General features: G+C 41.6%; 21 protein-coding genes and 2 pseudogenes. 6 read left to right on the top strand and 17 right to left on the bottom strand.

Features of this window, described 5'->3' with window-relative positions:
- Positions 1-6 precede the first annotated feature (6 nt).
- Positions 7-1,254 carry an allantoate deiminase gene (gene allC / locus NSR00_RS02620; RefSeq protein ID WP_327848055.1) on the bottom strand — a complete coding sequence of 416 codons (1,248 nt, stop codon included), beginning with the start codon at positions 1,252-1,254 and terminating at the stop codon, positions 7-9.
- A 178-nt stretch (positions 1,255-1,432) separates the two neighbouring features.
- Between allC and NSR00_RS02615 the strand changes: the two genes are divergently transcribed.
- From NSR00_RS02615 to uraH, 4 genes are all read left to right on the top strand, one after another.
- A complete protein-coding gene (locus NSR00_RS02615; protein ID WP_327863883.1) occupies positions 1,433-3,049 on the top strand; it encodes a PucR family transcriptional regulator in 1,617 nt (538 codons plus the stop codon).
- A 186-nt stretch (positions 3,050-3,235) separates the two neighbouring features.
- The gene (locus tag NSR00_RS02610; protein WP_340786785.1) at positions 3,236-4,558 is read left to right on the top strand and encodes a nucleobase:cation symporter-2 family protein; all 1,323 of its coding nucleotides are present in this window, start codon (positions 3,236-3,238) and stop codon (positions 4,556-4,558) included.
- A 20-nt stretch (positions 4,559-4,578) separates the two neighbouring features.
- Positions 4,579-5,088, top strand: a complete 510-nt coding sequence (uraD, locus tag NSR00_RS02605; protein ID WP_340786783.1) for a 2-oxo-4-hydroxy-4-carboxy-5-ureidoimidazoline decarboxylase — start codon at positions 4,579-4,581, stop codon at positions 5,086-5,088.
- Between the two features lie 270 nt (positions 5,089-5,358).
- Positions 5,359-5,721 (top strand): hydroxyisourate hydrolase, encoded by a 363-nt coding sequence (uraH, locus tag NSR00_RS02600; RefSeq protein ID WP_340786780.1) that lies wholly within the window; start codon positions 5,359-5,361, stop codon positions 5,719-5,721.
- Between the two features lie 352 nt (positions 5,722-6,073).
- Here the strand turns inward: uraH and NSR00_RS18005 are convergent.
- The 13 genes and pseudogenes from NSR00_RS18005 to NSR00_RS02540 all read right to left on the bottom strand — a co-directional run.
- Positions 6,074-6,145 (bottom strand): annotated as a pseudogene (locus tag NSR00_RS18005) (IS3 family transposase); the annotation flags it as partial.
- A gap of 737 nt (positions 6,146-6,882) precedes the next feature.
- The gene (locus NSR00_RS02595) at positions 6,883-7,413 is read right to left on the bottom strand and encodes a (2Fe-2S)-binding protein (protein ID WP_082829479.1); all 531 of its coding nucleotides are present in this window, start codon (positions 7,411-7,413) and stop codon (positions 6,883-6,885) included.
- Complete coding sequence (gene pucD, locus NSR00_RS02590) at positions 7,395-9,650, bottom strand: xanthine dehydrogenase subunit D (protein WP_340786778.1); 2,256 nt, start codon at positions 9,648-9,650, stop codon at positions 7,395-7,397. The genes NSR00_RS02595 and pucD overlap by 19 nt, the downstream gene beginning before the upstream one ends.
- Before the next feature lie 49 nt (positions 9,651-9,699).
- Positions 9,700-10,569: an FAD binding domain-containing protein gene (locus NSR00_RS02585; RefSeq protein WP_340786776.1), complete on the bottom strand. Its 870-nt coding sequence runs from the start codon at positions 10,567-10,569 to the stop codon at positions 9,700-9,702.
- A 100-nt stretch (positions 10,570-10,669) separates the two neighbouring features.
- On the bottom strand, positions 10,670-10,870 hold the full coding sequence (locus tag NSR00_RS02580) for a hypothetical protein (RefSeq protein ID WP_340786774.1): 201 nt from the start codon (positions 10,868-10,870) through the stop codon (positions 10,670-10,672).
- Between the two features lie 142 nt (positions 10,871-11,012).
- Complete coding sequence (locus NSR00_RS02575; RefSeq protein ID WP_340786772.1) at positions 11,013-12,038, bottom strand: XdhC family protein; 1,026 nt, start codon at positions 12,036-12,038, stop codon at positions 11,013-11,015.
- A 61-nt stretch (positions 12,039-12,099) separates the two neighbouring features.
- A complete protein-coding gene (gene wrbA / locus NSR00_RS02570; protein WP_340786770.1) occupies positions 12,100-12,798 on the bottom strand; it encodes an NAD(P)H:quinone oxidoreductase in 699 nt (232 codons plus the stop codon).
- Positions 12,799-12,891: 93 nt separating this feature from the next.
- Entirely contained in the window at positions 12,892-14,154 is a 1,263-nt protein-coding gene (locus tag NSR00_RS02565) for an amidohydrolase family protein (RefSeq protein WP_340786768.1), read from the bottom strand.
- Entirely contained in the window at positions 14,120-15,478 is a 1,359-nt protein-coding gene (locus tag NSR00_RS02560; RefSeq protein WP_340786766.1) for an amidohydrolase family protein, read from the bottom strand. Before NSR00_RS02560 ends, NSR00_RS02565 begins: the two co-directional genes overlap by 35 nt.
- Positions 15,479-15,520: 42 nt before the next feature.
- Positions 15,521-16,531 (bottom strand): ABC transporter substrate-binding protein, encoded by a 1,011-nt coding sequence (locus NSR00_RS02555; protein WP_340786764.1) that lies wholly within the window; start codon positions 16,529-16,531, stop codon positions 15,521-15,523.
- Positions 16,532-16,654: 123 nt separating this feature from the next.
- Complete coding sequence (locus NSR00_RS02550; RefSeq protein ID WP_340786762.1) at positions 16,655-17,995, bottom strand: FAD-binding oxidoreductase; 1,341 nt, start codon at positions 17,993-17,995, stop codon at positions 16,655-16,657.
- Positions 17,996-18,047: 52 nt separating this feature from the next.
- The gene (locus NSR00_RS02545) at positions 18,048-18,890 is read right to left on the bottom strand and encodes a creatininase family protein (RefSeq protein ID WP_340786760.1); all 843 of its coding nucleotides are present in this window, start codon (positions 18,888-18,890) and stop codon (positions 18,048-18,050) included.
- 164 nt (positions 18,891-19,054) lie between these two features.
- Positions 19,055-19,423, bottom strand: a complete 369-nt coding sequence (locus tag NSR00_RS02540) for a Na-translocating system protein MpsC family protein (RefSeq protein ID WP_340786758.1) — start codon at positions 19,421-19,423, stop codon at positions 19,055-19,057.
- 176 nt (positions 19,424-19,599) lie between these two features.
- On the opposite strand from NSR00_RS02540, the gene NSR00_RS02535 reads away from it, so the two are divergent.
- Positions 19,600-20,937 carry a 5'-deoxyadenosine deaminase gene (locus tag NSR00_RS02535; RefSeq protein WP_063386887.1) on the top strand — a complete coding sequence of 446 codons (1,338 nt, stop codon included), beginning with the start codon at positions 19,600-19,602 and terminating at the stop codon, positions 20,935-20,937.
- A gap of 140 nt (positions 20,938-21,077) precedes the next feature.
- On the opposite strand, the gene NSR00_RS02530 is transcribed toward NSR00_RS02535, so the two are convergent.
- On the bottom strand, positions 21,078-21,875 hold the full coding sequence (locus NSR00_RS02530) for an ABC transporter ATP-binding protein (protein WP_066248677.1): 798 nt from the start codon (positions 21,873-21,875) through the stop codon (positions 21,078-21,080).
- Positions 21,876-22,095: 220 nt separating this feature from the next.
- Between NSR00_RS02530 and NSR00_RS02525 the strand changes: the two genes are divergently transcribed.
- The gene (locus tag NSR00_RS02525; RefSeq protein WP_340786755.1) at positions 22,096-22,839 is read left to right on the top strand and encodes a DUF3784 domain-containing protein; all 744 of its coding nucleotides are present in this window, start codon (positions 22,096-22,098) and stop codon (positions 22,837-22,839) included.
- 181 nt (positions 22,840-23,020) lie between these two features.
- Here NSR00_RS02525 and ltrA read toward each other — a convergent pair whose 3' ends face one another.
- Positions 23,021-24,280 (bottom strand): group II intron reverse transcriptase/maturase, encoded by a 1,260-nt coding sequence (gene ltrA, locus NSR00_RS02520; RefSeq protein ID WP_340786753.1) that lies wholly within the window; start codon positions 24,278-24,280, stop codon positions 23,021-23,023.
- Between the two features lie 626 nt (positions 24,281-24,906).
- Positions 24,907-25,758 (bottom strand): annotated as a pseudogene (locus NSR00_RS02515) (ABC transporter substrate-binding protein); the annotation flags it as partial.
- Positions 25,759-25,843 lie beyond the last annotated feature (85 nt).

Below are 25,843 nucleotides of genomic sequence, written 5' to 3'. Positions count from 1 at the left end.
TTTCTTTTAATATGCCAATCTATATAAATAATGGATTAAAAACTTAACGCCGCTTTCTAAATGAGCAGCTGCGGTATATTCCTTCGGCGAGTGGCTGATTCCGTTATGACTCGGGACAAAAAAAAGCGCAGTCGGACAATAGGTTCCGAACATTTGCGAATCATGTCCCGCTCCGCTAACCAAGATTTCATGAGACAGATTTTGCTCTTCTGCAATTTCTTTTGACAGCCTCAGCAATTGTTGATCCATTTTGACCGGCTTGACGTTCAGCCATTCATTTATCAAAATATCGACATTGTATTGTGCGCTCACATTTTTAAAATGACGTGAAAATGTTGCACAAAATTTCTCCAGCAGTTCTTCCTCGTGATGACGGATATCGATCGTAAAAACGACTTCACCTGCAATCACATTCGGAACGTTAGGTTCAACCTTTATTTTGCCGACGGTCACTCTTAGTTGGTCGCACACCTGTTTGGCTTGTTTCATTAAATAGGTAATCAGTTCAGAGGCAATGGCCACCGCATCTTTCCGGCAGGGCATCGGGGTTGTTCCTGCATGGTTGCTTTCACCGACAACCTTTACTTGATAGCGGCGCTGTCCAACAATGTCGCTGACAATGCCCAACGATTTTTTCTTTTTTTCTAACACAGAGCCCTGTTCGATGTGCAGCTCAATAAAGCATTGAATATCGTTTCGAAATGGCTGGCGAAATCTTTCCTGTCCAAAACCGCATTCATTCATTGCTTGCACAAACGAAATCCCTTTAGAATCAACAATTTTTTGTATATGTTTAAAAGAGCGCCTCCCCGTTACAGAGCCTGACCCCCAAAATGTAAGCGGAAACCGGCTGCCTTCCTCTTCACATAAGGATACGACCTCAATCGTTTTTTTTGGTGTTCCAAAACGCTTTAATAAATAATGAGTCGCCAACAAGCCGGCAATAATGCCGTATGCGCCGTCATATTTTCCTCCTTCAATAACCGTATCGATATGCGAACCAGTTAAGATTGTTTTGGAGGATGGAGATGATCCTTCTGCTCGGCCGAACAAGTTGCCGACGTCATCAAAATATGGAGCTAATCCGCATTCCTCCATTTTCTCCTTCAACGCTTCCTGCGCTGACAGCCATTGTTCGCTATATAACAGCCGGGTAACTCCGCCTTTTTCCGTTTTACCGAATGTTGCAAGCCATTCGATCAGCCTTTCAACTTCCTCTTCAAGCTGAATGGGCCCAAGTAAATGAACTGTCATGTCTCTTCCCTCTTTTCTATTCAAAATAAGCAAATATCTTTGTTACATTTTGTTCCATAAAATGTGAATTTACTTTATTTTATCGTTATTCTTTTTCATATACATTGGCAATTTTGATATAAATTTCACCATCTTTTGTGCATGTTCACTAAAATTTGAAGACAAAGGGGCTGAAAAAATGAAAATTTCCGAAATATTAAAAATTCCCGTTATGAAAAATGCCAAGCTCATCGCCGGCCATAACGGAAAAGATCGAGAAGTTTTCAGCGTCAATATGATGGATGCACCGGATATCATCGATTTCCTGAAACCGAATGAACTGCTTGTAACAACTGCCTTTCATTTAAAAGACAATCCGAATGATCTGCTCGCACTCATCAAAAATATGGCGGATCAGCAATGTGCAGGGTTGGCAATTAAAATGAAGCGATTTTTGGAAGAAATTCCGGAGGCTTGCCTGAAGTATGCAAATGAAAAAAATTTCCCAATTATTGAATTGCCGATTGAGGTTACGTTAGGAGAGGTTGTGAACCAGACATTAAGCTATATATTGGACAAACGGACAAACGAATTGCTCAATGCGATTGAAATCCATCAGCAATTTACAAACCATATTTTAAGAGGAAAAGGGCTCGTCTCATTACTGGAAAATTTGGCAAACTTGATCGGCTGTCCAATTTTACTGTTGGATCAGCACTTTCAAATGATTGCTTCTTCATCTTCCGTTTCATCGAGTCTGCCGGAAATCGAGGAAATGTACACAGACGGATTTCGCTTTTTCTTACAGCCAAGCTCTTACACTTGTTTTTCCATTATTTCTAGTAAACGAACTGTTTCCGTTTTTCCCATTTACACTCATGAAAGCAACAGCGGATGTTTAATTGTTTTTGATGCCATTCCTTTTCACAGTCCTTCGCTTGTGTTGACGATCGAACAAGCGACAAATGTCATTTCATTTGAATTGATGAAAAAAAATGCTCTTAAACAACATAAACGAAAAGTTCAAAATGAATTTTTTATCAATTTTACAGATGGCGCCTTTCAATCAAAAGAAGAGATTGTCATTAAAGCAAAAGAATTTAAAATTCGCAATGATCAATCGTATTTTTGTGCAGCAGGAAAATTGGATGAAAGAAAAAAATCATTAACGTTTACACAATTCCATAAAGAAAATGAACGGATTTTTGAATTTATGGAAAAAGAAGCTGATGCGTTCCCAAATCCTGTTCATTTTTTTGTGAAGGGGAACGTAGGCATTTTGCTCTTCCCGATTCAAAAATCATGGCTGGAGCTTCATTCTTCCATCATGCCGTTTTTAAAGGAATTGCAAGCGAAAATTAGAAGCAGGTTCCAACGGACTGTCTCATTCGGCATCGGCAGTCTTTGCCAACAATTTTTAGATGTAAAAAAAGGCTATAAAGAAGCGTTGGAAGTGCTGGAAGAAGAACAGTATTCCGGAAATCAAGAATTCATTCAAATTCATAAGAAAAAAGATATTTATACGTTATTGAAAATGATTCCAAAAGAAGAGTTGATTGATTTTTACGAACAGATTTTGACAAACCTTTCAGACCCGGCAGACACTGAAAAACAGGCTCTGCTGCAAACGTTGTTTTTATTTTTGGAAAATCATTGTCAAATTTCTGAAACAGCCAAAAAGCTTTTCGTTCATCGCAATACGGTGATCTATCGATTAGAAAAATGCGAGGAGCTCATCGGAAAAAGCTTAAAGGATCCAGAAGCCACTATTAGCCTCCGCTTGGCATTCCGCATAAAAAATTTGCTTCAATTATAAAAAAATTGAGGCAAGAGCTTTAGTAAATGAAAATGTAATTTGTCTATAAAGCTTTAGATACATTAACTAAATTTTGCAAAAACGATTATGTAATTCAACCAATGACTTCACTACATCGTTCTTTTATTATGAAAAACAAATAACATCTAATGTTAGATTTTTTTACATAAGAGGAGGAGAGGTCACTTGACAAATAAAAATGGAGGAATTTATCTTTTTTCACTTGGTTTGCAGCATGTACTGGCGATGTATGCAGGCGCCATTGTTGTTCCTCTTGTTGTCGGAGGAGCGTTAAACCTTTCGACGCAGGAGCTGTCATATCTAGTTGCGATTGATTTATTGACATGCGGAATCGCCACCCTGCTGCAGGCGTTCAAAACAAAATATTTCGGCATTGGTTTACCTGCCATATTAGGTGCTTCATTTGTTGCTGTTACACCGATGATCGGGATCGGAAAAGAGTACGGCATCAATGCAATCTATGGATCGATCATTGCCGCAGGAATATTCATTATTCTTTTTGCTCCGCTCTTTGGCAAAATAACAAGATTATTGTTCCCGCCGGTCGTGACAGGTACAGTTGTCACCCTTATAGGACTGTCCTTAATACCGGTCGGGATTAAAAACATGGCGGGCGGTGCAGGAAGTCCGAAATTTGGCGATCCGGAAAATTTGCTCCTTTCATTTGGGGTTTTTCTTTTGATTTTGTTTATGAATCGATTTTTCACAGGCTTTTTTCGGGCAATCTCTGTGCTTATCGGGATTATCGCGGGTACGATCGCCGCGGCTTTTATGGGAGAGGTTGATGTGAAAGAAGTAATGCAAGCTTCATGGATTCATTCTCCGAAATTTTTGTATTTCGGTCCACCTACTTTTGAGCTTGTGCCGATCTTAACAATGACATTAGTGGGCATTGTCATCATGATTGAATCGACTGGCGCTTTTTTAGCCCTAAGCAAAATTTGCGGAAAAGATCTTAGCGACCAAGATCTTGCGCGCGGATATCGTGCCGAAGGATTGGCTTTCATCATCGGCGGTTTTTTGAACGCTTTCCCGTACAACACGTTCGCTCAAAACGTCGGACTTGTGCAGCTGACAAATATAAAAACGAGAAGCGTTGCGATCGTTGCCGGCTTTATACTTGTCACCCTTGGATTTATTCCGAAAATTGCTGCTTTTGCTACGATGATCCCAACATCTGTATTAGGGGGAGCAATGGTGATCATGTTTGGCATGGTCGTTTCTTCAGGCATTAAAATGTTAAGCACTGTTGATTTTCAACAGCAAAGCAATTTGTTAGTAATTGCCTGCTCCATTTCCCTCGGATTGGGTTCCACAGTTGTTCCTGATTTGTTTGCACAGCTGCCGCCTATGCTGCGAATTCTTTTTAGTGATGGGATTATAACAGGCAGTCTTACAGCCATCTTTTTAAACTTATTTTTTCACCATTTCTCACTGAAAAAATCTTCTGCTGCCGAACAGTTAAAACCGACAACGATCAAATTTTAAAAACGAAAGGAGAAAGGCGAATGGACATAGAACAAGTTAACCAACTCAGTGCGGCTGAATTTATTGAGAAGCTAGGCGGGATATTTGAAGATTCAACATGGGTGGCAGAAAAAGCAGAAAAATTCCGCCCGTTTTCTTCCGTGCAATCGCTTTTTTCCAAAATGGCTGAGATCGTGGATCAAGCTGACGAACACGAAAAATTGGCGCTTATTCGCAATCACCCTGCTTTAGGCGCAAGAACAAAAATGACCCGATTTTCGCAAACAGAACAACAAAAAGCGGGACTGCAAAAACTGACAGATGAAGAATACGATCGATTGTTAAAATTGAACGAAACGTATATGGAAAAATTTCAATTCCCGTTTATTTTGGCTGTGCGCGGCAAAACAAAGCAGGAAATATTTGCATCGATTAAACAGCGAATCAAAAACAATGCGGAAGCAGAGATAGAGCAAGCAATAGCAGAAATTAAAAAAATTGCCTATTATCGACTGAAGGATATAGTGAAAGAAGAGAGAAATCTATGCTGACACGTACATTCCATTTTGATAGAACAAATTGACTTTCGTAATTTTTGATCTTTTGCACAGTACGAAGCCATATCTTTTTAAGCGCCATAAATGGCGGTACAACTGAATCTGCTGAGAAATAATAACCAAAGAAACTACACGCTGGTTATATAGTGAAAGAAAGCCGTGATTCAAATGCCATGCCCCGTCAGACAAGCGCTTCCAAAGTAACAAAACGGGCTTCCAAAATGAAAAACGAGGCAAATAAAAAGGTCAATAAGGAGATGGAATATGAAAGGATTAACAACACATATTTTAGATTTAACTCACGGTACGCCTGCACAAAACGTCAAAATCGAGCTGTTTTCTGTTACAGATCAAAACGAAACGGAAAAACAGCTGCTCAAAACCGCATTCACAAACGAAAACGGTCGGGTTGACGAACCGCTCATCACTGTGCAGCAATTAACACCGGGAACTTATGAACTTCTGTTTTACATTGGAGATTATTTTAAAAACAAAGGTTTATCCTTGAAGGAACCGCTGTTTCTTAATCACGTCGTCGTCCGCTTCGGCATTTCTGATGCAAATGCCCATTACCATGTTCCATTGCTTATTTCACCGTGGGGGTATCAAGTGTATCGGGGAAGTTAATCGGATACAAATACTTTCTTCAACAACGTCATGAAAAAACGAGGCCTCCCAAAAGTCAGTTACGCTGACTTTTTGGAGGCTCCCTTTATTTAAAAAAACAAAAAAAATCGTCTAGTTGGTAGAATGGAATCCGTCAAGGAAAGCACTTGACCGCTTCCATCTACCAACTTAGTGGTCTGCAAGCTGACGAAGGAGCTACTCTAGATTGAGTATCAATCTCGCTAACTTATTTCCGGAATTGTGTGAACATCACAGAATATGGTGATGAGACAAAGAAAATAACTTTCTTAAAGGGATTGTCCAAAAGTTGAACTGTCCCCTGTCAAGCAGACAGTGGAAATCATAAATTGCTTTAAACGGCTTGAGCTCTAAATTCTAATGGGCTTAAGCCGTTTAATTTTTCTTGATCGCGTTTGTTATTATAAAACTCTTAATCGCTTGTTGTAACGCTTTAAACGTTTCATATCGCTTCAGATCATACCTTTCACACGTTCAGGTTGCCCAAAAAGATTCCATTGGGGCGTTTTCCATGCAGCGTCCCACTCTTGACATACTATGTGTTCGCTTTACTTCGATTATTCGCTTCTCAAGCCCATGAGATGTACTATAAATCAAAAGTTGTTTATGTTCTTTTAAACTTGTGATAGATTAAGTCCTGAATGTTGTGTAAAAAAAGCAGCGGTGATTTGCCAGGAATCTAGGGCAGGGTTGGACTTGACCCTTGCGATAGCGTGATCAACTGTTTGAAACACAAGTTGATGATTGTTCGAATGCCCTAATACATATCTATACAGATCTAGAATTGCACTCAAATACGCATTTTTACCGTTTCCTATCTTGAATTCCGTGACATCCGTCAGCCATTTTTCATTTTGCTTACTTGCTAAAAAATTTGCGATTTAATACATTCTCAGCCACATGCACCGCTGATGATGAAACGTAACGGTTCTTTTTACAACGAATCACAGATTGAATACCGGTTGTTTTCATCAGGCATATATTCGTTTATGGGTCACTTATTTTCGATGTATGACGAATTTCATTCGGCGATAGCCATAAATTTTTAACGCTGCAGACAAGGAAACAAGCCGAAAAACGCTAAAATCTATAATTTCTTTCAACTGATCATGTTAAAAAAAATCGCCGAACTGCTCCGCCTTCTTAACATTTGCTGTCTAAGCGAGAAGTTTCTTTTTCAGCAAGCTTTTGAACTGCTCTAATAATACCGGAGTAGCCTGTGCATCGGCAAAGATTTCCTGATAAACCGTCAACTATTTGCTGACTAGTTGGATTCGGATATTGATCCAAAATCGCTTTGACAGCCATAATCATTCCTGGGGTGCAATATCCGCATTGGAAACCTCCCTCTTCCAAAAACGCCTGCTGAATCGGATGAAGCCCTTTTTCCGCAAGTCCTTCAATTGTAACAATTTCTTTTTCATTTGCTTGATAAGCTCTAACTAAGCAGGCATTCACTAGCCTGCCGTTCATGATGACAGAGCAGGCGCCGCAGCGGCCAATTCCGCAGGAAATCTTTGTGCCAGTCAGATGCAGCTGCTCTCTTAAAATGTCAACTAGCCGAGCGGCCGGATGAATCTCAAGCTCTTTCTTTTTGCCATTCACAAAAATCGACATGCGCATTCGTTCTTCAGACGGTAATTTTATGCTTGCGCTCATTTGCTTGTCAGCCATTTGCTCATCTCCGTTTCCATCATCTTATTGACGATTTCTTCCCTTGATACCGGCAGCCTATTCACCCAGATGCCAGTCGCATCATAAATGGCCATTGCGATGGCAGGGGCAACAGCAACCGTGCCAATTTCCCCGACGCCTCTTGGCCCATATTCATCCTCTTCGCACAACTCCTCGATTGCGGTGATGTCAATCGAAAGGGGGACATCTTTTATCGTCGGAATTAAATACGTATCAAAATTTTCCGTTACATATGTTCCGTTTTCTATCAGCGCTTCTTCCGTTAATGTATAGCCTAACGCCATCACGGATCCGCCTTCAATTTGTCCCAAATATCCTTGCGGGAAAATAACAGGACCAGCGGCAACGGCTTGCTCTAATTGTTTTACACGAACAAATCCAGTTGCCAGATCCACTTCCACCTTAACGGCACAAGCTGCAAACGAATATAAAAAATGTCCGCCTGGTATGGAGCAAGGGGTTGCAGGAAAGTCAAATCGAGTTTCAATGATCAGCGGCTTGTCTATCGTTTGTTTTGCCAGTTCTTTGTATGAAATCAGCAGCTCATCTTGGTGCCAAACACCTTTTTCGCCTATTTTTAATTGACTGACGGGCACATCCGTACATTGTGAGGCTCTTTCCAACAGGTTGTTTTGAAACGGAGCTTTCATCCGTTGAATGGCTTGCCAAACCATGCTCGTACCCCTTGAAGCAGTTGATGAGCCTGAACGCGGGACTTTGTCCGTATCGCCGATGACAATGTGTAAATCCTCTCGGGAGCAGCCTATTGCTTGAATGGCAATTTGTTCAATCACTGCGAGCAAGCCTTGGCCAAATTCTTCAAACCCAAAAGCAATTTCGATTTTTCCTTCCTCGTTCAATGAAATTCTCCCGCCAGCCGGATCTAAACGTCCATAGCCCAGCCCTCCGCCGTGCATGGTGATTGCCACCCCCACGCCTGTCTTAATCAAGCCGTTATGATCTTGTTTTCGGCAGCTGTTTAATAGTTTCGATTGGCTGATCTGTTTTAAAACTTGTTGAGCGCCGTCAGTTGGGGCGATTTTTTGCCCGACAGGACCGGGATCATGTGCCTGGCGCAGATTTTTTTGCCTGAGTTCAAGCGGACTCATTCCAAGCTTGACCGCCAAGCGATCGATTTGCCCTTCCAATGCGAAGGTTACTTGGTTTCCACCAAAGCCTCTAAATTCACCGGCAACGCCGTTATTCGTAAAAACCGAATAGCCTTCAACTTGAATATTCGGGATCATGTATGGGCCTGTCGCATGTTCAACCGCAAAATCCAATACTGCAGGACCTAACGTTGCATATGCGCCGGTATCCGCTATAATTCGCACTTGATGGGCGATGATTTTGCCGTTTTTTTTCGCACCTGTTTTCATTTTAATTTTCATCGGATGCCTTTTGATTCCTGACCGCACCGATTCCCTTCTCGTTTGATGAATTTTTACAGGAAATCCCGTTTTCAGCGCCAATAAGGCTCCGTACGGCTGGATGTTTAATTCGTCTTTTCCTCCAAAAGAGCCGCCAAGCGGGCTTGAGACGACGCGGATGTCTTCTTCCGGCATATTTAAAATGCGGGCTAATTGATATCGGTCTTTATATCCATGCTGAGTGCCGGCATACACCGTCAAAGTGCCGTCTTTTTCCGGAACAAACAACCCGCCCTCTGTTTCCATGTACGCATGCATTTGCCTTGGAAGTTGATACGTTTCCTCTACAATACAGTCGCATGATTGAAATGATTCTTCCACATTGCCGCTTTGATAAGATGCTTGGTGTAGGATATTCCCGTTCGGATGGAGCTGCGGAGAAGAAGGGAGCATAGCCTGTTCCGGATCATCAACAACCGGCAGCGGCTCATATTCCACTTCGATCAGCTGAAGCGCCGCTTCGGCGATTTCCTCTGTTTCCGCAGCAACAGCCGCGACAGCATCGCCGACAAAACGAACTTTATCTTTGCATAAAACAGGCTGATCAGGAAAGATTAAGCCAAACCCGTTTAAACCTAAAACATCCTTGCTTGTAATGACAGCCCGAACTCCCGGCAATTCCTCCGCTTTTTCCGTTGAGATCGAAACGATATTGGCATGCGGATATTCGCTTCGCAAAATTTTTGCAAACAGCATATTCGGAAACGAAAGATCTGTTAAAAACTTTAAATGTCCAGTTACTTTTTCTACTCCGTCCGGTCTGATGCACACTTGTTTCAATCTCAATCCCTTCCCTTCTTCATAATCCAAATTGAAAAGCTCGTATTTGAATATATTAATCTTTCTCCTCTAATTTTTTTAGCTCTGCTATGACTATGTTGGCGGCGACCCGCCTGCGGTAATCCGCTGAAAAAAATGCATCGCCTGCAGGTTGAAATTCAGAAAAGACCGCCTCATGTACCTTTTTTAGCAAAGCGGACTCAACCTTGCGTCCGGCCAGCAATTGCTCCGTTATTCTTAATCGCCTTGGACGATTCTCGCCTCCGCCTGCTGCCAACCGCGCAAAGTCAATTGTTCCGTTGTCATTTTGGCCGATTATCCCTGCAATGGTGACGACAGAGCCTGAAAACGCCTCTCTCCTCCCAATTTTTTGATAAAAATGGACAGGTGATGGCGGACCTGAAATTTCCGGCACCACTATTTCCGTTATAAGATCATCCTTGAATTCTTCATTCAACCAATGATCTAAATCGATTTTTTTTATGTCGTCCCCATCAAAACAACCGATTTTCGCTTCCATCACTAACAGGGCGGGGATGGCATCACCAATTGTTGAAGCGACGTTTCCGCCGATCGTTCCAAGATTGCGCACGGCTGGTGCAGCAATGGTCTTGACAGCTTTGGTCAATAAAGGCCATTTCGCTTTTATAATGGGATAGCGGAGGCAGTCAGCCAATCGGATAAGCGCCCCCAAGTGAAGAAAGTTTTGGCCGCCATCTTCTTTTTCATATATCGCTTCTAAAATTTTTATGTTCTCAAGGCTGATTAAATGAGATGGCTGCGGTGCTCCTTTTTCCCATTTTGTTTGCCATAATGTTCCGCCGGCTATAAAGTGTGATTCTAATTGCAATAGCTGCCGCAATCGCCATGCTTCTCTTAAATCTGTTGGCATCCATATTTTTGAGGACAATGTTTTCAACTTCATCCCCCTTCCTTTGATAGTAAAATAACGTGCTTTTGCAACCATATTGCGATAAGAAACGGAAATGCCTTGTGGACGTCCGCATTTGACCGATTGTGCACCATTATCGCCTGTCCGCTTCCTTAAATGGGGATAACAAAATCGGCGGACTCGGCAAGCGATCCAGCTTGGCAGCATCCTCATCAAACAACTTATTGCTGCGTATCAAGTTTCGTATTGAAAAATGAGATCGTTGATGATTTCCAGTTGAATAAACGGCTGTTTGGTGCAATTGCACCGCTTGCTCTGCTATCGACTTTTCCAAACCGCCTTTAAAAGAACTCTAAAAAGGGGCTTGACAAGTTTAGATACAGCGTCGGTACATAACCATCGGTTCGTCTATTGGTCAAGTGACTTTGGCATTCCGATTAGCGCCTGGCTTTTTGTGAAATGTGATTGCGGCTTCATTATGCACGCACCTTCTGAGGAGATCGAAGCTTTGTCAATTGAATTAATTCTGCTAAAATGCTGATCGCGATTTCTTCAGGGCCTTCTGCCCCAATAGACAAGCCGACAGGTGAATGAACGTTTCGGGGAATTTCCTGATCTCCCAGCAAGCGTTTTGTCCGTTCTTTTGAACCGATGACCCCGATATATCGCAGGTTTTGCTGCAACAACAGCTTTAAAAGCTCTTGATCCTGTTGAAATTGGTGTGTCAGCAGCACAACAAAATCGCGGGGGGAAAAAGATATTTTCGTTGCCGCTTCCCGCGGGAAAGCGATGATAAGCTGATCGGCATCAGGAAAACGCCATCTATTGCACAACGCTTCTCTCCAATCACTAACGATAACCGAAAAACCGGTCCGCGAAGCGAAATGCGACAGTGGTACAGCATCCGAACCGGCACCGAAAATAATCAATCTCGGTTTAGGCTCAAATCGCTGAACATATACATATGAGGACAGTTCATTGACCCAAACTAATCCGCTTTTCTCTTGCGCAGCTATGGCATCGATTTGTTTCGGTACCGCACCAGCCCATTCCCCGAACGTTTCCGTGTCTTCTGTAAAAAATAAATAATTGCTTACGGAAAAATTTTTGCCGAGTTGTTTTAGGATGAAAACGTCCTTGCCGTTTTGAAGCAAATCATGCAGCCGGGATAAATGCTTTCGCAAACGGTCATCGATGCACTCCAACAGGATGCGTATGACGCCGTTGCAGCCGGCGCCTTTTCCCCACGACAAGTCATCTTCGCTTTTCAAGTCATATACGATACATTGCGACTCGCCCTCAAGCAAAAGCTTCGCCCTTTCTTGCAGGTCATTTTCAAGGCAACCGCCGCTTATTACGCCGATTGTTTCCCCATCCTCCTGAATCAGCATTGCTGCTCCTTCTTTTCGGTAAGCGGAGCCTTCCACATCAATAATAGTGGCAAGCACAGCCTTTTTTGGCTCAGTTGTTGCAATCTTTAAAATTTCATGGATATCGTCCATAACAATTCCCCTCTTATGAAAGAAAAGTAATGAGAATGATTGTTTTGTTCAAACGCAATCATCAACTGTTTCTTTCTCTTTGCATACACAATGCGTTGGCAATATACGCCACGTTTCTCCCCAGGCGACCGGCCATTTTTAATTCTTCATCAGACGGCTTTCGCGAACCATCAGGGCCGGCTAAAACTGTTGGTCCATACGGAGTTCCGCCAATGGGGGCGTCCGTTAAATATTCCGGATTTTGAGTATAAGGTAATCCGATAATGATCATTCCGAAATGGAGAAGCGGTACGATGGATGTTAAGATGGCCGCTTCATGCCCGGAATGAATGGAACCAGCGCTTGTAAAGATGCCCGCGGGCTTTCCCTCCAGTACGCCTTCCACACAAAGGTCGCCGATAGTTTCTAAAAAATATTTAACTTGGGACGGCATCGATCCAAAATACGTCGGAAATCCCCATATCACTCCATCTGCCCAGTGGAAATCTTCTATTTCCGCTGTTTTAAATATTTTCTGCTTTTCGCTTTCACGCTCATAATTTTCTTTTCTTTTTCCAATTTGAAATGTTGCGGAAATTCCTTTTTTATCAATCATCAACGGATTTTCTCTAATAGCCGGAATTAAATGATCAGTAAATTCGGGAATTTTTACACATCGTACATCTGTTTTCTCAATCGCCTTTGCTCCTTCGCAAACTGATTGCGCCATTTGTCTTATATGTCCGAAAGCACTATAAAAAACAACTAAAATATTTGCCATAAAGCTTTCTGCTCCTAACCTTTTAAAATTACAAATAAAAACCGATTTGAATATTTCTATATCAGTATTGGGACAGAATCAAAGCCTTTTAAATTACATATAAAAAACGGTTTCCATCGGATTGGTGTGAAGCAAAACTCTGCCCTTCTTTATCACATAGCGGCAATGGGGCTGAAGGCGAATCAAATCTATAGCATGATCAACCGGGAACGTAATGATATTTGCTTCATTTCCTACCTTTATTCCGTAATCGTTGATTTGCAGAGCTTTAGCTCCGTTTATCGATATCATGTTAATCAATTCCTCCAATTCCTTCATTCCCGTTAAATGACCTGCATGAGCAGCCATATGTGCAGCCTGCAATATATTCCCGTTACCTAACGGATAAAACGGGGTCATGATATCGTCATGGGCGATGCAAACATTGATATTTTTTTGCAGCATCTCTTTTATTCTCGTAATCCCTCGCCCTTTAGGATAGGAATCATATCTTCCTTGCATTGCCGTGTTGATCAGAGGACAAGCTACAATATGAATTTTGGAACTCGCAATCAAATCTAATAATTTGGCAGCATAATTATCCGGATAATAGGCCATTGCACACGCATGACTTGCAGTCACTTTGTCCTCCAGTCCTGATGAAATCGCCAATGATGCAACTGTTTCAATAAACCTCGATTGCGGATCATCGATTTCGTCACAAAAGAAATGAAGAAATAGGCCGTATTTTTCAGCCAAAGAAAAGCAGAATCGAATGGATTCGATCCCTTCCTCCCTCGTTCGCTCCAAGTGAGGAACAGCACTGACCCCGTCAGCGCCCAGCTTGATTGCTTCAAGCATCCGTTCCTGATTTTCCGGACATGAGAATAAACCATTTTGAGGAAAAGCAATGATTTGCAAATGGATGATATCCTGCAAGTCTGATTTCAGCTTCAGCAATGTTTTTAAAGCAACGAGACGTTCATCGGAAATATCTGCGATCGCTCTTACATATAAAACACCGAATTTCATCAATTGATTCAGCGCCTTCCTGGCTCGCTCGTAGACATCTTCCATCGTCAAAGTTTGCTTCCGTTCGTTCCATAATAAAATTCCTTCTAATATCGAGCCGCTTTGATTCCAGCTCGGCTCTCCGGCAGTAAATGCCGTATCAAGATGAATATGTGTTTCGACAAATGGCGGCATGGCTAAATCTCCACAGCCGTCTATCACTGCTTTTCCTTGCAGGGGATAAGGGGAAATTTCAGCAATGATCCCGTTTTGAATCCCGATAAAATGATGCCTTTCTTGATTGGGCAGTCTGATATTTTCTAATACAAGGTCATACATATTGTAAATTCCTTTCAAATTTTGCATATTGGCTTTCCGTCTCATGCTGATACATCAACAACTGGCGATCGTTCCAATGTTCAGCTTTTTTAGATTGATAGAGCAGTTTTCCGTTTCGGAACACACATCTTTCAACAGGCAGATTCGTAAAGATTTCTTCTACTGATCTAGCTTTTAATAGAACGAAGCTTGCCTTCGCTCCGCATCTTACACCGTAATTATTTAAATTTAATAATTTGGCCGGATATTCGGTAATCATCCGAATAATTTGTTTCAGTCCTTCACCGCTTCCTAAATGGGCAACATATGCAGTTAGCAAACCGATTTGCAGCAAATCCGCCTTCCCGAATGGATGAAATGGATCATGAACATTATCGGAAGCAGCCGCAAGCGTCGCCCCGCTTTGCAAAATTTCATGAATTCTTGTGACGCCACGGCGGACAATCCCTTGATCAAATCGACCTTGCAAGTACATATTGGCACCCGGCAGCGTCACCGCTCCAATTTGTGCCGCCGCCATCCGTTCAATTAAAGAAAGAGCTTTTTCTTGTTCCATTGGCGCCAAAGAGCAAAGGTGGCCGGCTACAACTCGATTGTGAAATTGCCGCTCCATTGTTTTTTGGATAATATATTCCAGTGTGCATACGTTCGGATCATCACTTTCATCTACATGCAAATCAATCGGTTTGTCGTACTTTTCCGCCAACGAAAACAAACCGTCAATTTGCTTCTCATGGTTTTCAGCTAAATGAGGAGCTCCGCCAATTCCATCAGCCCCCATTTTGATCGCTTGTTCTATCCATTCCATTTCTCGTTTCGAATCGTCGTCAGGCAGTAAAAACATTGGAATGACTTGAATCGTAATGTATTGTTTTAATTTTTCTTTTACGTTTAAAACAGCTGTCAACGCCCGGAACACGACGTCTTCCCCTAAAGGCAATTCAAAATTGACATGTGTGCGAATGGCTGTTGTACCATGGCTTAGTGCATTCAGTGCAGTTTTCATCGCCCGATACTCAATTTCTTCCACCGTGAAATGGGGAGATTGCTTCCGGTAATTTATTACTGCTTCTTGAAGCGTCCCGCTTGCGTTCGGAACTTTACTGAGAGAATAGGCTTTATCTAAATGCATATGAGCATCAACAAAGCCGGGCAGCAACACATATCCTTGACAATCAATGAATGAATCGGAAGATGAGTTAAGGGCCTCTAAAGTTTTAAAGTCTTCACGCTGAAGATAAGAAGGCTGCTTTGTGATTTTTTCATATCGATCATCGTTAATGATGATTTCAAAGAGAGAACCAGGATCTTCAAGCGGCAGACAAACATTCAGCAAATGCAGTTGACTCATAGCTTTCTCCCCTTTTTGTCCAACTTGCTCCGAGGTGCATTTTTAATTTTTCGCCAAAAATTTGTTCGTGTAGGCATTGGCGATATCTTCTTTCTTTTTAATTAAACCTAGTTCATAGAGTTGATTTTGCAAGGTGTTCCACCGTTCTTGAGACATATAACCGAAGCCGTGGTCTTTCGCATCGTGCCCGAAAATTAAGTTCAGCTGCTGTTCGGCCCCATATTCGAGCGCCTCCATTGATAAATCAGGATTATATTCATGTATAAAAGGATTTACTTCATCCGAATGATCTTTATAATACTCCCACCCTTTCGTTGTCGCTTCCATAAACCGTTTGACGAGTTCAGGTTTTTCTTTGACCATTTTTTCGGTTGTAAATATTACATTGCCATAAGGCTGGTAGCCGGAATCGTGAATCAGTAAATATTTCGTTTCGATTCCTTGCTGCTTTAAGGCGAAAGGCTCCGCCGTAATGTAGCATTGGGTAACTGACTCTTTATTCTCTATAAATGGTGTCAACTGTCCGCTATATGCCATTTCTTTCGCATTGTCGAGCTGATAGGCCTTTTTTATATATGCCCAGTACCCTGTTCCAGGTGCCGTGTACACCGTTCGCCCATTCAAATCGGAAAAATCTTTAATATTTTGATCAGCATGGTACAACAACGCCTGCGGATTCACTTGAAAAATGGCTCCGATCGCCACAATGGGTATTCCTTTATCGCGAGCTAATAAAATATCGTCAGCTTGAGTGATTCCAAAATCGGCTTCCCCAGATGCCACTATTTGAATGGGGGAAACTTGCGGCCCGCCTGGCTCTATTGTCATATCAATGCCTGCTTCTTTATAAAAGCCTTTCATCAAAGCTGCATAGTTGCCTCCATGTTCCGGTTCGGCAAACCAGTTCGTGACTTGCTTCACTTTTTCCAATTTTTCTGAGTCCTCTTTGACTTCTTCGTTATTAGTTGAAGCTGATTGGCTGCCGCATCCAGCTAAAAGAACGAGTAGAAATAAAATGAAGATTTTTGTATATCCCTTCCCTTTTGCCTGCATACGAATCCTCCTACTATTTTTGATATTTTTCTAGTTACATTTCTGCTTCATGCCAAGAACCTAGTGCCGATAATAAGAACTTTTTTCGGTATATTTCAGCCGTTTCAATTCATTTTCCCATCGTTACACTTGTGCATAAGAGGTGACGTCCGCTATTTTTCCTGGATTCAGCAAATGAAACGGATCATTTTTTTGCTTGATTTTTATGATTTCATCCATTCGTAAACTCCAACCGCCGAATCCCAACAAATAAGTATGCGGATCATGCACTTTAGCTCCTATATTCAGGAAAAATTGTATGATTTCATACAGCCGTTTCTCGCTTGTAAAGCGAACGACCGGCAAGGCCGTTGGAATAATTGCTCCGTTTCTTTTTATAAATTCAAAATGAAGAAGGACTTCTCCGCCAAATTCCTTTTTTAACAAATGGACTTGATGATAAAGGTGTTGAATATCAAACTCAACTTGCAAGTAAGTAATATTGTCTTCATTTTTGCAGGCCCACAGCGTGGAGTGGTTCCAAGTAAAATCCGAAAGGCGGACCCCTTTTCGATACTGCTTGGCAGGAATGGTATGTGCCAATATTCCTTTATGTTCGGCAACGAGTTCGACAAATTCACTTTTTGCTTTTTCATCGACCTCAATCATCGTTAACGTTTTTTCAGGCAAAATATATTGTTTTAAAGGAGCGAAATGCTTTGTCAAAGCTCCTTCACATACTGATAAGAGCCTTTTTTTCATAGTTTCTATGCCCGAAAATTGATGGGCGAAATTTATCGCTTCATCTAAATGGTCATGAAAAACCATTGCTTGCATCCAATCTGTTTTCTCCTCGATCGGCAATTGCAGCTCTGTCATGACACCTAAAGTTCCGTAATTGTGAATATATTGCTCGAGTTTATCGCCTGAAACAACAATTTTTCTCGGCTTTTCCTCAATTGTGTAAACCGAAGCGCTGTGCACATTGCCATCCCACAAATTGCCCCATGTAATGGAGCCGATTCCTCCCGATCCTCCCGCCACAAAACCGCCAATCGTTGCTTGAATATATGTGCTCGGCATAATTCGCAGCTCTTTTCCGCTTCGCTCTAATATCCGTTCAAGCTTGCCGATTCTTATTCCCGCTTGTACCGTTACAGCGTTTTCGCCGATTTCAAGTACTTGATGAAACCTCGTCATGTCGATCACAATACCGCCTTGAAGAGGTACGGCCTGACCATAATTTCCTGTTCCAGCACCTCTGACCGTAATCGGAATTTTTCTTTTTACGGCGAATGATATTAACGAAACTAATTCCTCTTCTGACTCCGGAAAGGCGATGCAATCGGCCAGTTTATCCTTTAGCTTTTGTGTGAGAATGGGTGAATACCAATAATAATCTTTAGAAAATTTTCCTCTTGAAGCTGCATCGAACAGAACTTTTTCCTTCCCTAAAAGCTGCTGTATTTCTTTTTTCCAAGCCATACTTCCACACCTCCAAAGTTTTCTTTATGTTTGAAACAATTGATCATCCTTTCTATGTCAAAGGACTGTACTGCTTTTCGGTAGAAATGTTGATGAGATCATCCATTTCGAATTCCGCCATTTCCCGCAAAACAACCGCCAGCTTTTCACCCAAACGGTTGGCGATGATTTCTCCCGTTTCTTTTGAAGCTTTTTTTGCATTTCCTAAAACCCCGGATTTCGAAATATCTTCCATCCTCCAGGCAACATAATGGCTGCCTTTTAATTGAAGATGCTTTGCGCTTTCCGGAAACTGGATGAACTCATCGGGACAAAGCTCTTTTTTCACCCAATCGGTTTTGAAGGAAAGAATGAAGGATGTTTCGATTTCTCCCCCGTGGATTCCGTATGCAGCCTCTTTTTCCTCAATGAGATCCTCTGAGACATTGAAGTCATAGCTGTTCAACCGGAAAGTCATCAAACCTGTTTCAATGCGGATATCGCGGGCAACGGAATTGAGTAAATCATGGTTTCCTCCATGTGAATTAAATAAGACGAATTTTCTAAATCCGCTTTTTTTCAGACTTGCGGCAATATCCTTGATCATTGCCTCTAAAGTGCTCCCAGATAATGAGATGGTTCCTGCATATCCGAGATGTTCGATGCTTTTGCTGTACGCAATTGGAGGCAAAATCCAAATATTATCTTCTTTTTTTAAATGTTTGCAAGCTGAATGCAAAATCCCCTCCGCTATTAAAGAATCAGTAAATACCGGTAAATGAGGCCCATGTTGTTCAACTGCGCCAACCGGCAAAATGATTAAAGCATTTTGCTTTGGCAATTCAGCAATTTCCTTACTCGTTAGTCTTGCAAAAAATTTCTGTTCAAATGCTTCTCCCTGGTAGCGAAATTCCATGCCGTTTCCCCTCCGAACAAATGATTACTTTTGTGAAAAAAGAAAAGCCGCAGGAAAAGAAAAACAATAAGTTTTTTCTTTCCTACGGCTTGTTTCTATCCCGTAAACAGGATCAAAACAATACCGAATGATCTATGGATAGCCTAAAGGACGGAAAACGTCCTTCAAGCTAACTCATTTTTTTTAAGAATAATTGTCATGCATGCTGAGCCAGTGGAAGGATCATAATCTTTTAAAACCGAAAAAACGTTTAGTCCGACAATTGTTTCCATTTTATATTTAAATCGCTTTTTAAATTCATCAATTAATAACGAATCTGCCCACATTGTCAAAGCTTCATCTACTTTTTCAAGAATTTGCAAAGCAGGATCCCGTTTATGCAACCCGAAAATTAAAATTTTTTCATCCGTTACTTCAACTCGCAGTTGAATCACACCTGTTTGAAAAATTTCTTTATTTACTTCGTTGTAAATTCTCGCAATATCTTTTTTTAATGATTGCCTCTGTTCTGTCAAAAGGCTTTTGTCTTTCAAAAAACCACCTCTTTTCTTAAAAATGATTTTACAATTTTTCAAAATGTTTGATTATTTCTTTGTTAAGTTTTTTTCCACGTTTTTTTATTTTTGTCATAAATTCTTACACTTTTATTGAATTTACCTGCATACATTCTTAGAATGAATTTCAATACTTATAGCAAGGAGAAAGGAATATGAAGAGCCTGTTGATCAAAAACGCACAAATTATTACGATGAATCATGCGGATGAAATTTTCACGGGAGATATTTTCATCGAAAATGGCATCATAAGCAACATAGGGAAAAATCTTGCATGTGACGCCGATCAAATCATCAATGCAGAAAATCGGACCGTCATTCCGGGCTTCATTCAAACCCATGTTCACCTATGTCAGACACTTTTCCGCTCACGGGCGGATGACTTAGAATTGTTAGATTGGCTGAAAAAACGAATTTGGCCATTGGAAGCAGCACATGATGAGGAATCGATCTATTACTCTGCATTGCTCGGCATTGGAGAATTGATTGAAAGCGGGACCACAACGATTGTCGATATGGAAACCGTTCACCATACAGAAGCAGCGTTTCAAGCGATTGCAGGAAGCGGAATCAGAGCTTTATCAGGCAAGGTGATGATGGATCGTGGCGACGATGTGCCAATGGAGCTTCGCGAAAAAACAGCTGATTCTCTCCAAGAAAGCGTCGATTTGCTTGAAAAATGGCATATGTTTGCAAACGGAAGAATTCAATATGCCTTTTCTCCCCGATTTGTCCTTTCATGTACAGAAGAACTGTTAAAAGAAGTTCAACGGCTTTCTGAAATATATCAAGTAAAAGTTCATACTCATGCAGCGGAAAATCAGGAAGAAATCATGCTGGTTGAACAGCAGACAGGGATGCGAAATATCGAATATCTTGACTATCTTGGACTTGCCAATAAACGATTGATTTTGGCGCACTGCATCTGGCTGGATGAAAAAGAAAAGAAAATCATTAAAGACAGAGGAGTAAATGTTAGCCATTGCCCCGGGTCTAATTTAAAATTAGCTTCAGGAATTGCGGATATTCCCGGGCTGATGGAAATGGGAGTTTCGTTAAGCTTAGGCGCAGACGGAGCGCCTTGCAACAATAATTTAAATATGTTTCAGGAAATGAAGCTTGCTGCCCTCATCCAAAAGCCGAAACACGGCCCTTCCGCAATGAAAGCAAAAGAGGTATTTAAAATGGCGACCATCGGCGGGGCAAAAGCGGTCGGATTGGAAAAAGAGATTGGCAGTATTGAAATCGGCAAAAAGGCAGATTTAGTGATTCTAAATTTACATCATTTTCATACTTTCCCTTCCTTTGAGGCTGATCCGATTTCGCGGATCGTTTATTCTGCTTCAAGGGATAATGTAGAAACAACCATTATAAATGGGGAGATTATAATGGAAAACAAAAAAATAAAAACACTCGACAAAGAAATTGTTTTAAGAGAAGCAGACCGCTCGATCAAAAGAATGCTCAAAAAAGAAAAAGCAGTTTTCCACTGAAATCCGAAAAAGGGGGTGTCTTAGAAAGTCAATATCCATTGAAAACGAAACATCATAAACATTGATATATCAACATTTCTAAAACATTAACGGGGCGTCTATAAGCCGGAAAATCGACTTATTAGACAGCCCCACTCTCCCTATGACAATCTATTATGATTGTTTTGCAAAAGCTTCGCATAATATCGGCCATGAAAATTTTCCACCTCGATGCCTGCTTCAAAAAAGTCTGACAATCGTTCACTTGAAAGCAGCTCTTCTGTTCTTCCCTCAGCAAAAACCTTTCCTTCTTTTAATAACAGGGAATTGGTGAAGCAAGGCAAAATTTCTTCAACATGATGCGTCACGTACAGGATCGTTGGCGCATTGGGCCTTTTGGCAATTGTTTCAATCAGCCCTAAAAGCTCTTCTCTCGCCAATAGATCAAGACCATTGCACGGCTCATCTAAAATAAGGAGCTTCGGCTGAGGCATAAGCGCCCGCAAAATCAGCACTTTTTGCTTTTCCCCTTGAGAAAGGCTGTCATATGTACGCCCGCTTAGTTTTTCCACCCCGAATAGCGTCATCAAAGACCGCATCTCTTCTAAATCGTGTTCATCCGGTGTTTCATATAAGCCGATTGACGCGAATTTTCCGCTCAAAATAACTTCTTCAACAAGATCATGTCCGTAAATTTTTTCTTGGAGCGATGAGCTGACAAGACCGATTTTTTTCCGAACCTCGCGAAAATCTGCCTTGCCAAAAGTAAATCCAATGACGGAAACCGTTCCTTTTGAAGGAAACAAATAGCCGTTTAACAAATTGAGCAATGCTGTTTTCCCCGCTCCATTTCTTCCTAAAATACACCAATGCTCGCCTTCATCAACATTCCAATTTATATTCTCCAAAATATATTTTTTGTTGCGAATGAGCGAAACATTTTCAAGTGCAATCACCATACGCTTGCTCCTCTCCATACGTTACATTATAATTATTATTCCAAAAATTTCTGTTGAAGGAAAGAGAGGATCATTGAAAAATCTGATTTTTCCATCAAAAGTGTTTCCTTCTTTCTTCAGATTGGTTTAGTTCCATTAGGTATTTATGCGAGTGAAACATTTGTAAGATAAAACCGTAGAAATAATCAAAATGTTTTGTAAAGCGTAAGGGGGAAGCATTGTGTCAACAGATACGATCGTTTTTTTAATCACTATGGGGTTCACACTTATCATACACGGGGGCCTGACGTATTTAGTCGTAAAGAAGCAGGATTACAGCTTAATATCGGGCTTCTACAACAGACCGGAAGAAGAACAGCAGCGATTAATTGAAAACGGTTATCCGCAGGCAATTGGTAGATTGCTGCTTTATACGTTCATCATTTTGTTCATTTCGGTCATTTTAGCACTTTTTCAAATCCCATATGGATTTGAAATAGGCATGCTGCTGTTTCTCATCGTACTGCTCGGCGGTTCGATCTATGTACAAAAATATGAACTAAAGCATAAACGGAAAAAATATTATTGGATTACCGGAATTATTGCGGCTATTGTGATCACATTCGTTATCGTTTTAGGCTATTTGGGACTTGAGGAGCATGATGTGATCATAAATGACCGTCAGTTAAAGGTAACGGGTTTATATGGGGTGGAATGGCCGATTGATGAGATTGACCGTGTGAAGCTGTTGGATGAACTTCCCGATGTCGTTGCCAAAAGTAATGGCTTTGCGGCTTTTGATCGTTTGAAAGGATCTTTTCGGCTAAAAGAGCCGTACGGTGGAGGAGGAAAATTGTTTGTTTACAAAGGGCGTGCACCGTATGTATATATCGAAAAAGATGATGATTATATCATTTTGAATCAAAAAGACGGGAGCGAAACGCAAAAGTTGTATGACCAATTACTGGAAAAGATAAACGAATGATAATTGTGCACATGGAATCCTGATCTACAAATATATAACTGGAAACTTTACAGCAATTCTCTTTTTCATGCCCGATATCCGAATATTCATTAACATTGCATTGGAAAATCGAGTAGGAGGGAGCGATTAACTCCCGTCCTCTCACACCACCGTACGTACGGTTCCGTATACGGCGGTTCAATTAAGTATGACGTAGTGCTTGATATCTTTCGAATAGACTTCTTAACCCTCGACGCTTCCAATAGGAGTTGTCGAGGGTTTTGTGTAGAATGGGACTGCAGGCAATCCGCCAATATTTCTTGCGTGTATTGCCCCATTCGAATGCTTTATGGCTTGGAACCCCTAATCCTCTGAGTTTCCGAATTCTTGTTTTCGGGGTTTTCCATTCTTTCCACAAACACATCCGAAGCCTTCGTCTAATCCATTCATCAAATTCTTTGAACTTACTTGGTGTTTCTGCCAAGGCAAAATATCCGCACCATCCCATTAAATACTTGTTCAGTTTCTCAATCCTTTTCTCCATTGGATACGGTTTCGACCTTGATGTAATTTCACGGATCTTGTTCTTCAAACGTTTCACACTTTCGTTCGCAATCCGTACCTTTGGAGTCTTATTGAGTGTGAAGCTGAAACCGAGAAACTTCCGTTTCCAAGGACGGTCTACCGCCGATTTCTCTTTATTTACCTTGAGCTTTAACTCCTTCTCTATAAAGTTCGTAATGGAGTTCATGACACGAATTCCTGCTTTCTTTGTTTTCACATAGATGTTACAGTCATCCGCATACCGAACAAACTTATGTCCACGTTTCTCAAGCTCCTTATCCAATTCATGAAGCATGATGTTTGATAAAAGTGGACTGAGCGGGCCACCTTGAGGCGTTCCCATGTCCGTTTCCATTACTACTCCATTGATCATCACGCCTGATTGAAGATACCGACGGATTACCTTCAGTAGAATTCGATCTTTGATCGTTTTCGCCAAGATCCCCATCAGTTTGTCGTGATTCACCTTGTCAAAGAATTTCTCTAGGTCTATATCGACTACCCAACGATATCCTTCTTTGATATAACCCTTTGCTTCCCTAACCGCATCATGTCCCCTTCTACCTGGGCGGAAACCATAGCTATGGTTCGAGAAGGTCGGATCAAAGATTTTCGTCAACACTTGGGCAATCGCTTGTTGGATGAAACGATCCGTCACGGTAGGGATCCCTAGAAGCCTTACTCCACCGTTCGGTTTCGGGATTTCGACTCGACGGACGGGTAAGGGCTTGTAGGTTCCTTCTCTCAACGACTGTCGAATGGAGTCCCAATTTTCGTAGAGGTGTCTTCGTAGGTCTTTTACGGACATGCCATCTACTCCGTGACTTCCTTTGTTCTGTAAAACTCTTTTAAATGCCGCTATGAGATTTTCCCGTGACAAAATCAGTTCCATCAACATTAGATATCCTCTCCACGTGAACGAATCCTTCTATTTGTGCCATCTTCTGCTCCACCCTCTTGAAGTCCCCCGTGGGATTCACCACTTCCTCCTTCAAGTAAGTCCTATCGGATTGTCTGCTTCAACACAGAAGATGAACGCCTAGCGATTCGTTCTCCTTAATTGTTCAGTCCTTCCTCTTCCATCTCGAGCTTGAAAGAGTACTATGACCTCTGCTGACTTCTGACTGTTCAGCTATCTATCACTAGATAGGTTACCAAGGTTACTTGGCGTGCCAGCCAGACCTCCCCGGGTAAGAGTGTAATCTTTCCTTCCATCCATCTGCTTCATTTACTCTGTATCACCTTCGGCAGAAAGGGCTTTGTTTTGTCATGCAAACTCACCCAGTGATACCTAGCCTCATATGAAGTTCGTGTTCCTCAGACCGGAAGTTTGCCGCTCGCTTCCTTCAGATTCCGCGTCACCACGGACACCCTTGCGTTAAGCTAACTGCTACTTCTGCCTTCGCAGCTCGGGACTTTCACCCTATAGATTACACCCATGCCGGGCGCACATGTATTTAGAGGCTCCCCATTCAGGCAGCCTCTTAAATTTTCAATCATTGCTCAATCCGATCGGAAAACCTATTAATCTACTACTTTCAAAACAATTTGACCATCTTCTACTACCGCGACTTTTCTTTTCACTTCCAATCTTCCGTCATCACCGATTGATGGAATCTCGTATACGCGTTTGTCTTTTGGCAGATTATCCAGTCCATCTTGCATATGTTTGCGAATAGCTTCCGCATCGTCAACAGTTTTTGCCGCTTTCATCGCTTCAACGAAAATATACGTAGCGATATAGTTGAGCCCTGATTCAGAGCTAGGTTCATCTTTAAACTTTGCTCGATAGTTTTCGGCAAATGCCGGCGCTCCCGGATCATTAGATTTTACGAGCGGCAGCACTCCAACAGAACCTTCTAATACGTCATAGGAACCTGTTATTTTTTCCATAAAATCCAGTTTTGCCTGATCCATGATAATGAATCCGCCTTTAAATCCTAGCTCTCTAGCTTGCTTTGCCACTTTTGCGGTAGGTTCTGAAGCTCCGCCTATAAATAGAACATCCGGTTTTTCTTTAAGAGCATTTGTGACAATGGTGAAAAAGTCGGTTTCCTTTGAAAAATCAATGGATGAATGATATACAACCTTTCCGCCCTTCTTTTCCCATTGTGGAAGCAAAGTTTTTGCCCAGTCTTTCCCATATTGTGTAGACGGCGGAAGAGCGGCTAATTTTTTGCCAAACCGTTTCATAGCATAATCTGTAAAAGGTTCCACGTAGCCGTCATAACGCGGCGGTATGCCGATCGTAAGGGAGTTCCCGGCATCAGTTACATCCGGTTCACTCGTATAGGCACCAATCAAAAACTTTTCAGTCTCATTAAATACTTGAAGCGCCATCACTCCACCGCTGTGCGGCGTAAAAATAATAGGTGTTTTCACTAGCATTGCAGTAATTAAATCTGATGATTCAAAATACTAAGAATGTTCAATTTTTTATTGATTTCGAAACAAAAAAATC

This window comes from Aeribacillus sp. FSL K6-8394, from assembly GCF_038008865.1.
GTDB lineage: Bacteria > Bacillota > Bacilli > Bacillales > Aeribacillaceae > Aeribacillus > Aeribacillus composti.
This window is presented reverse-complemented; position numbering and strand designations above follow the sequence as displayed.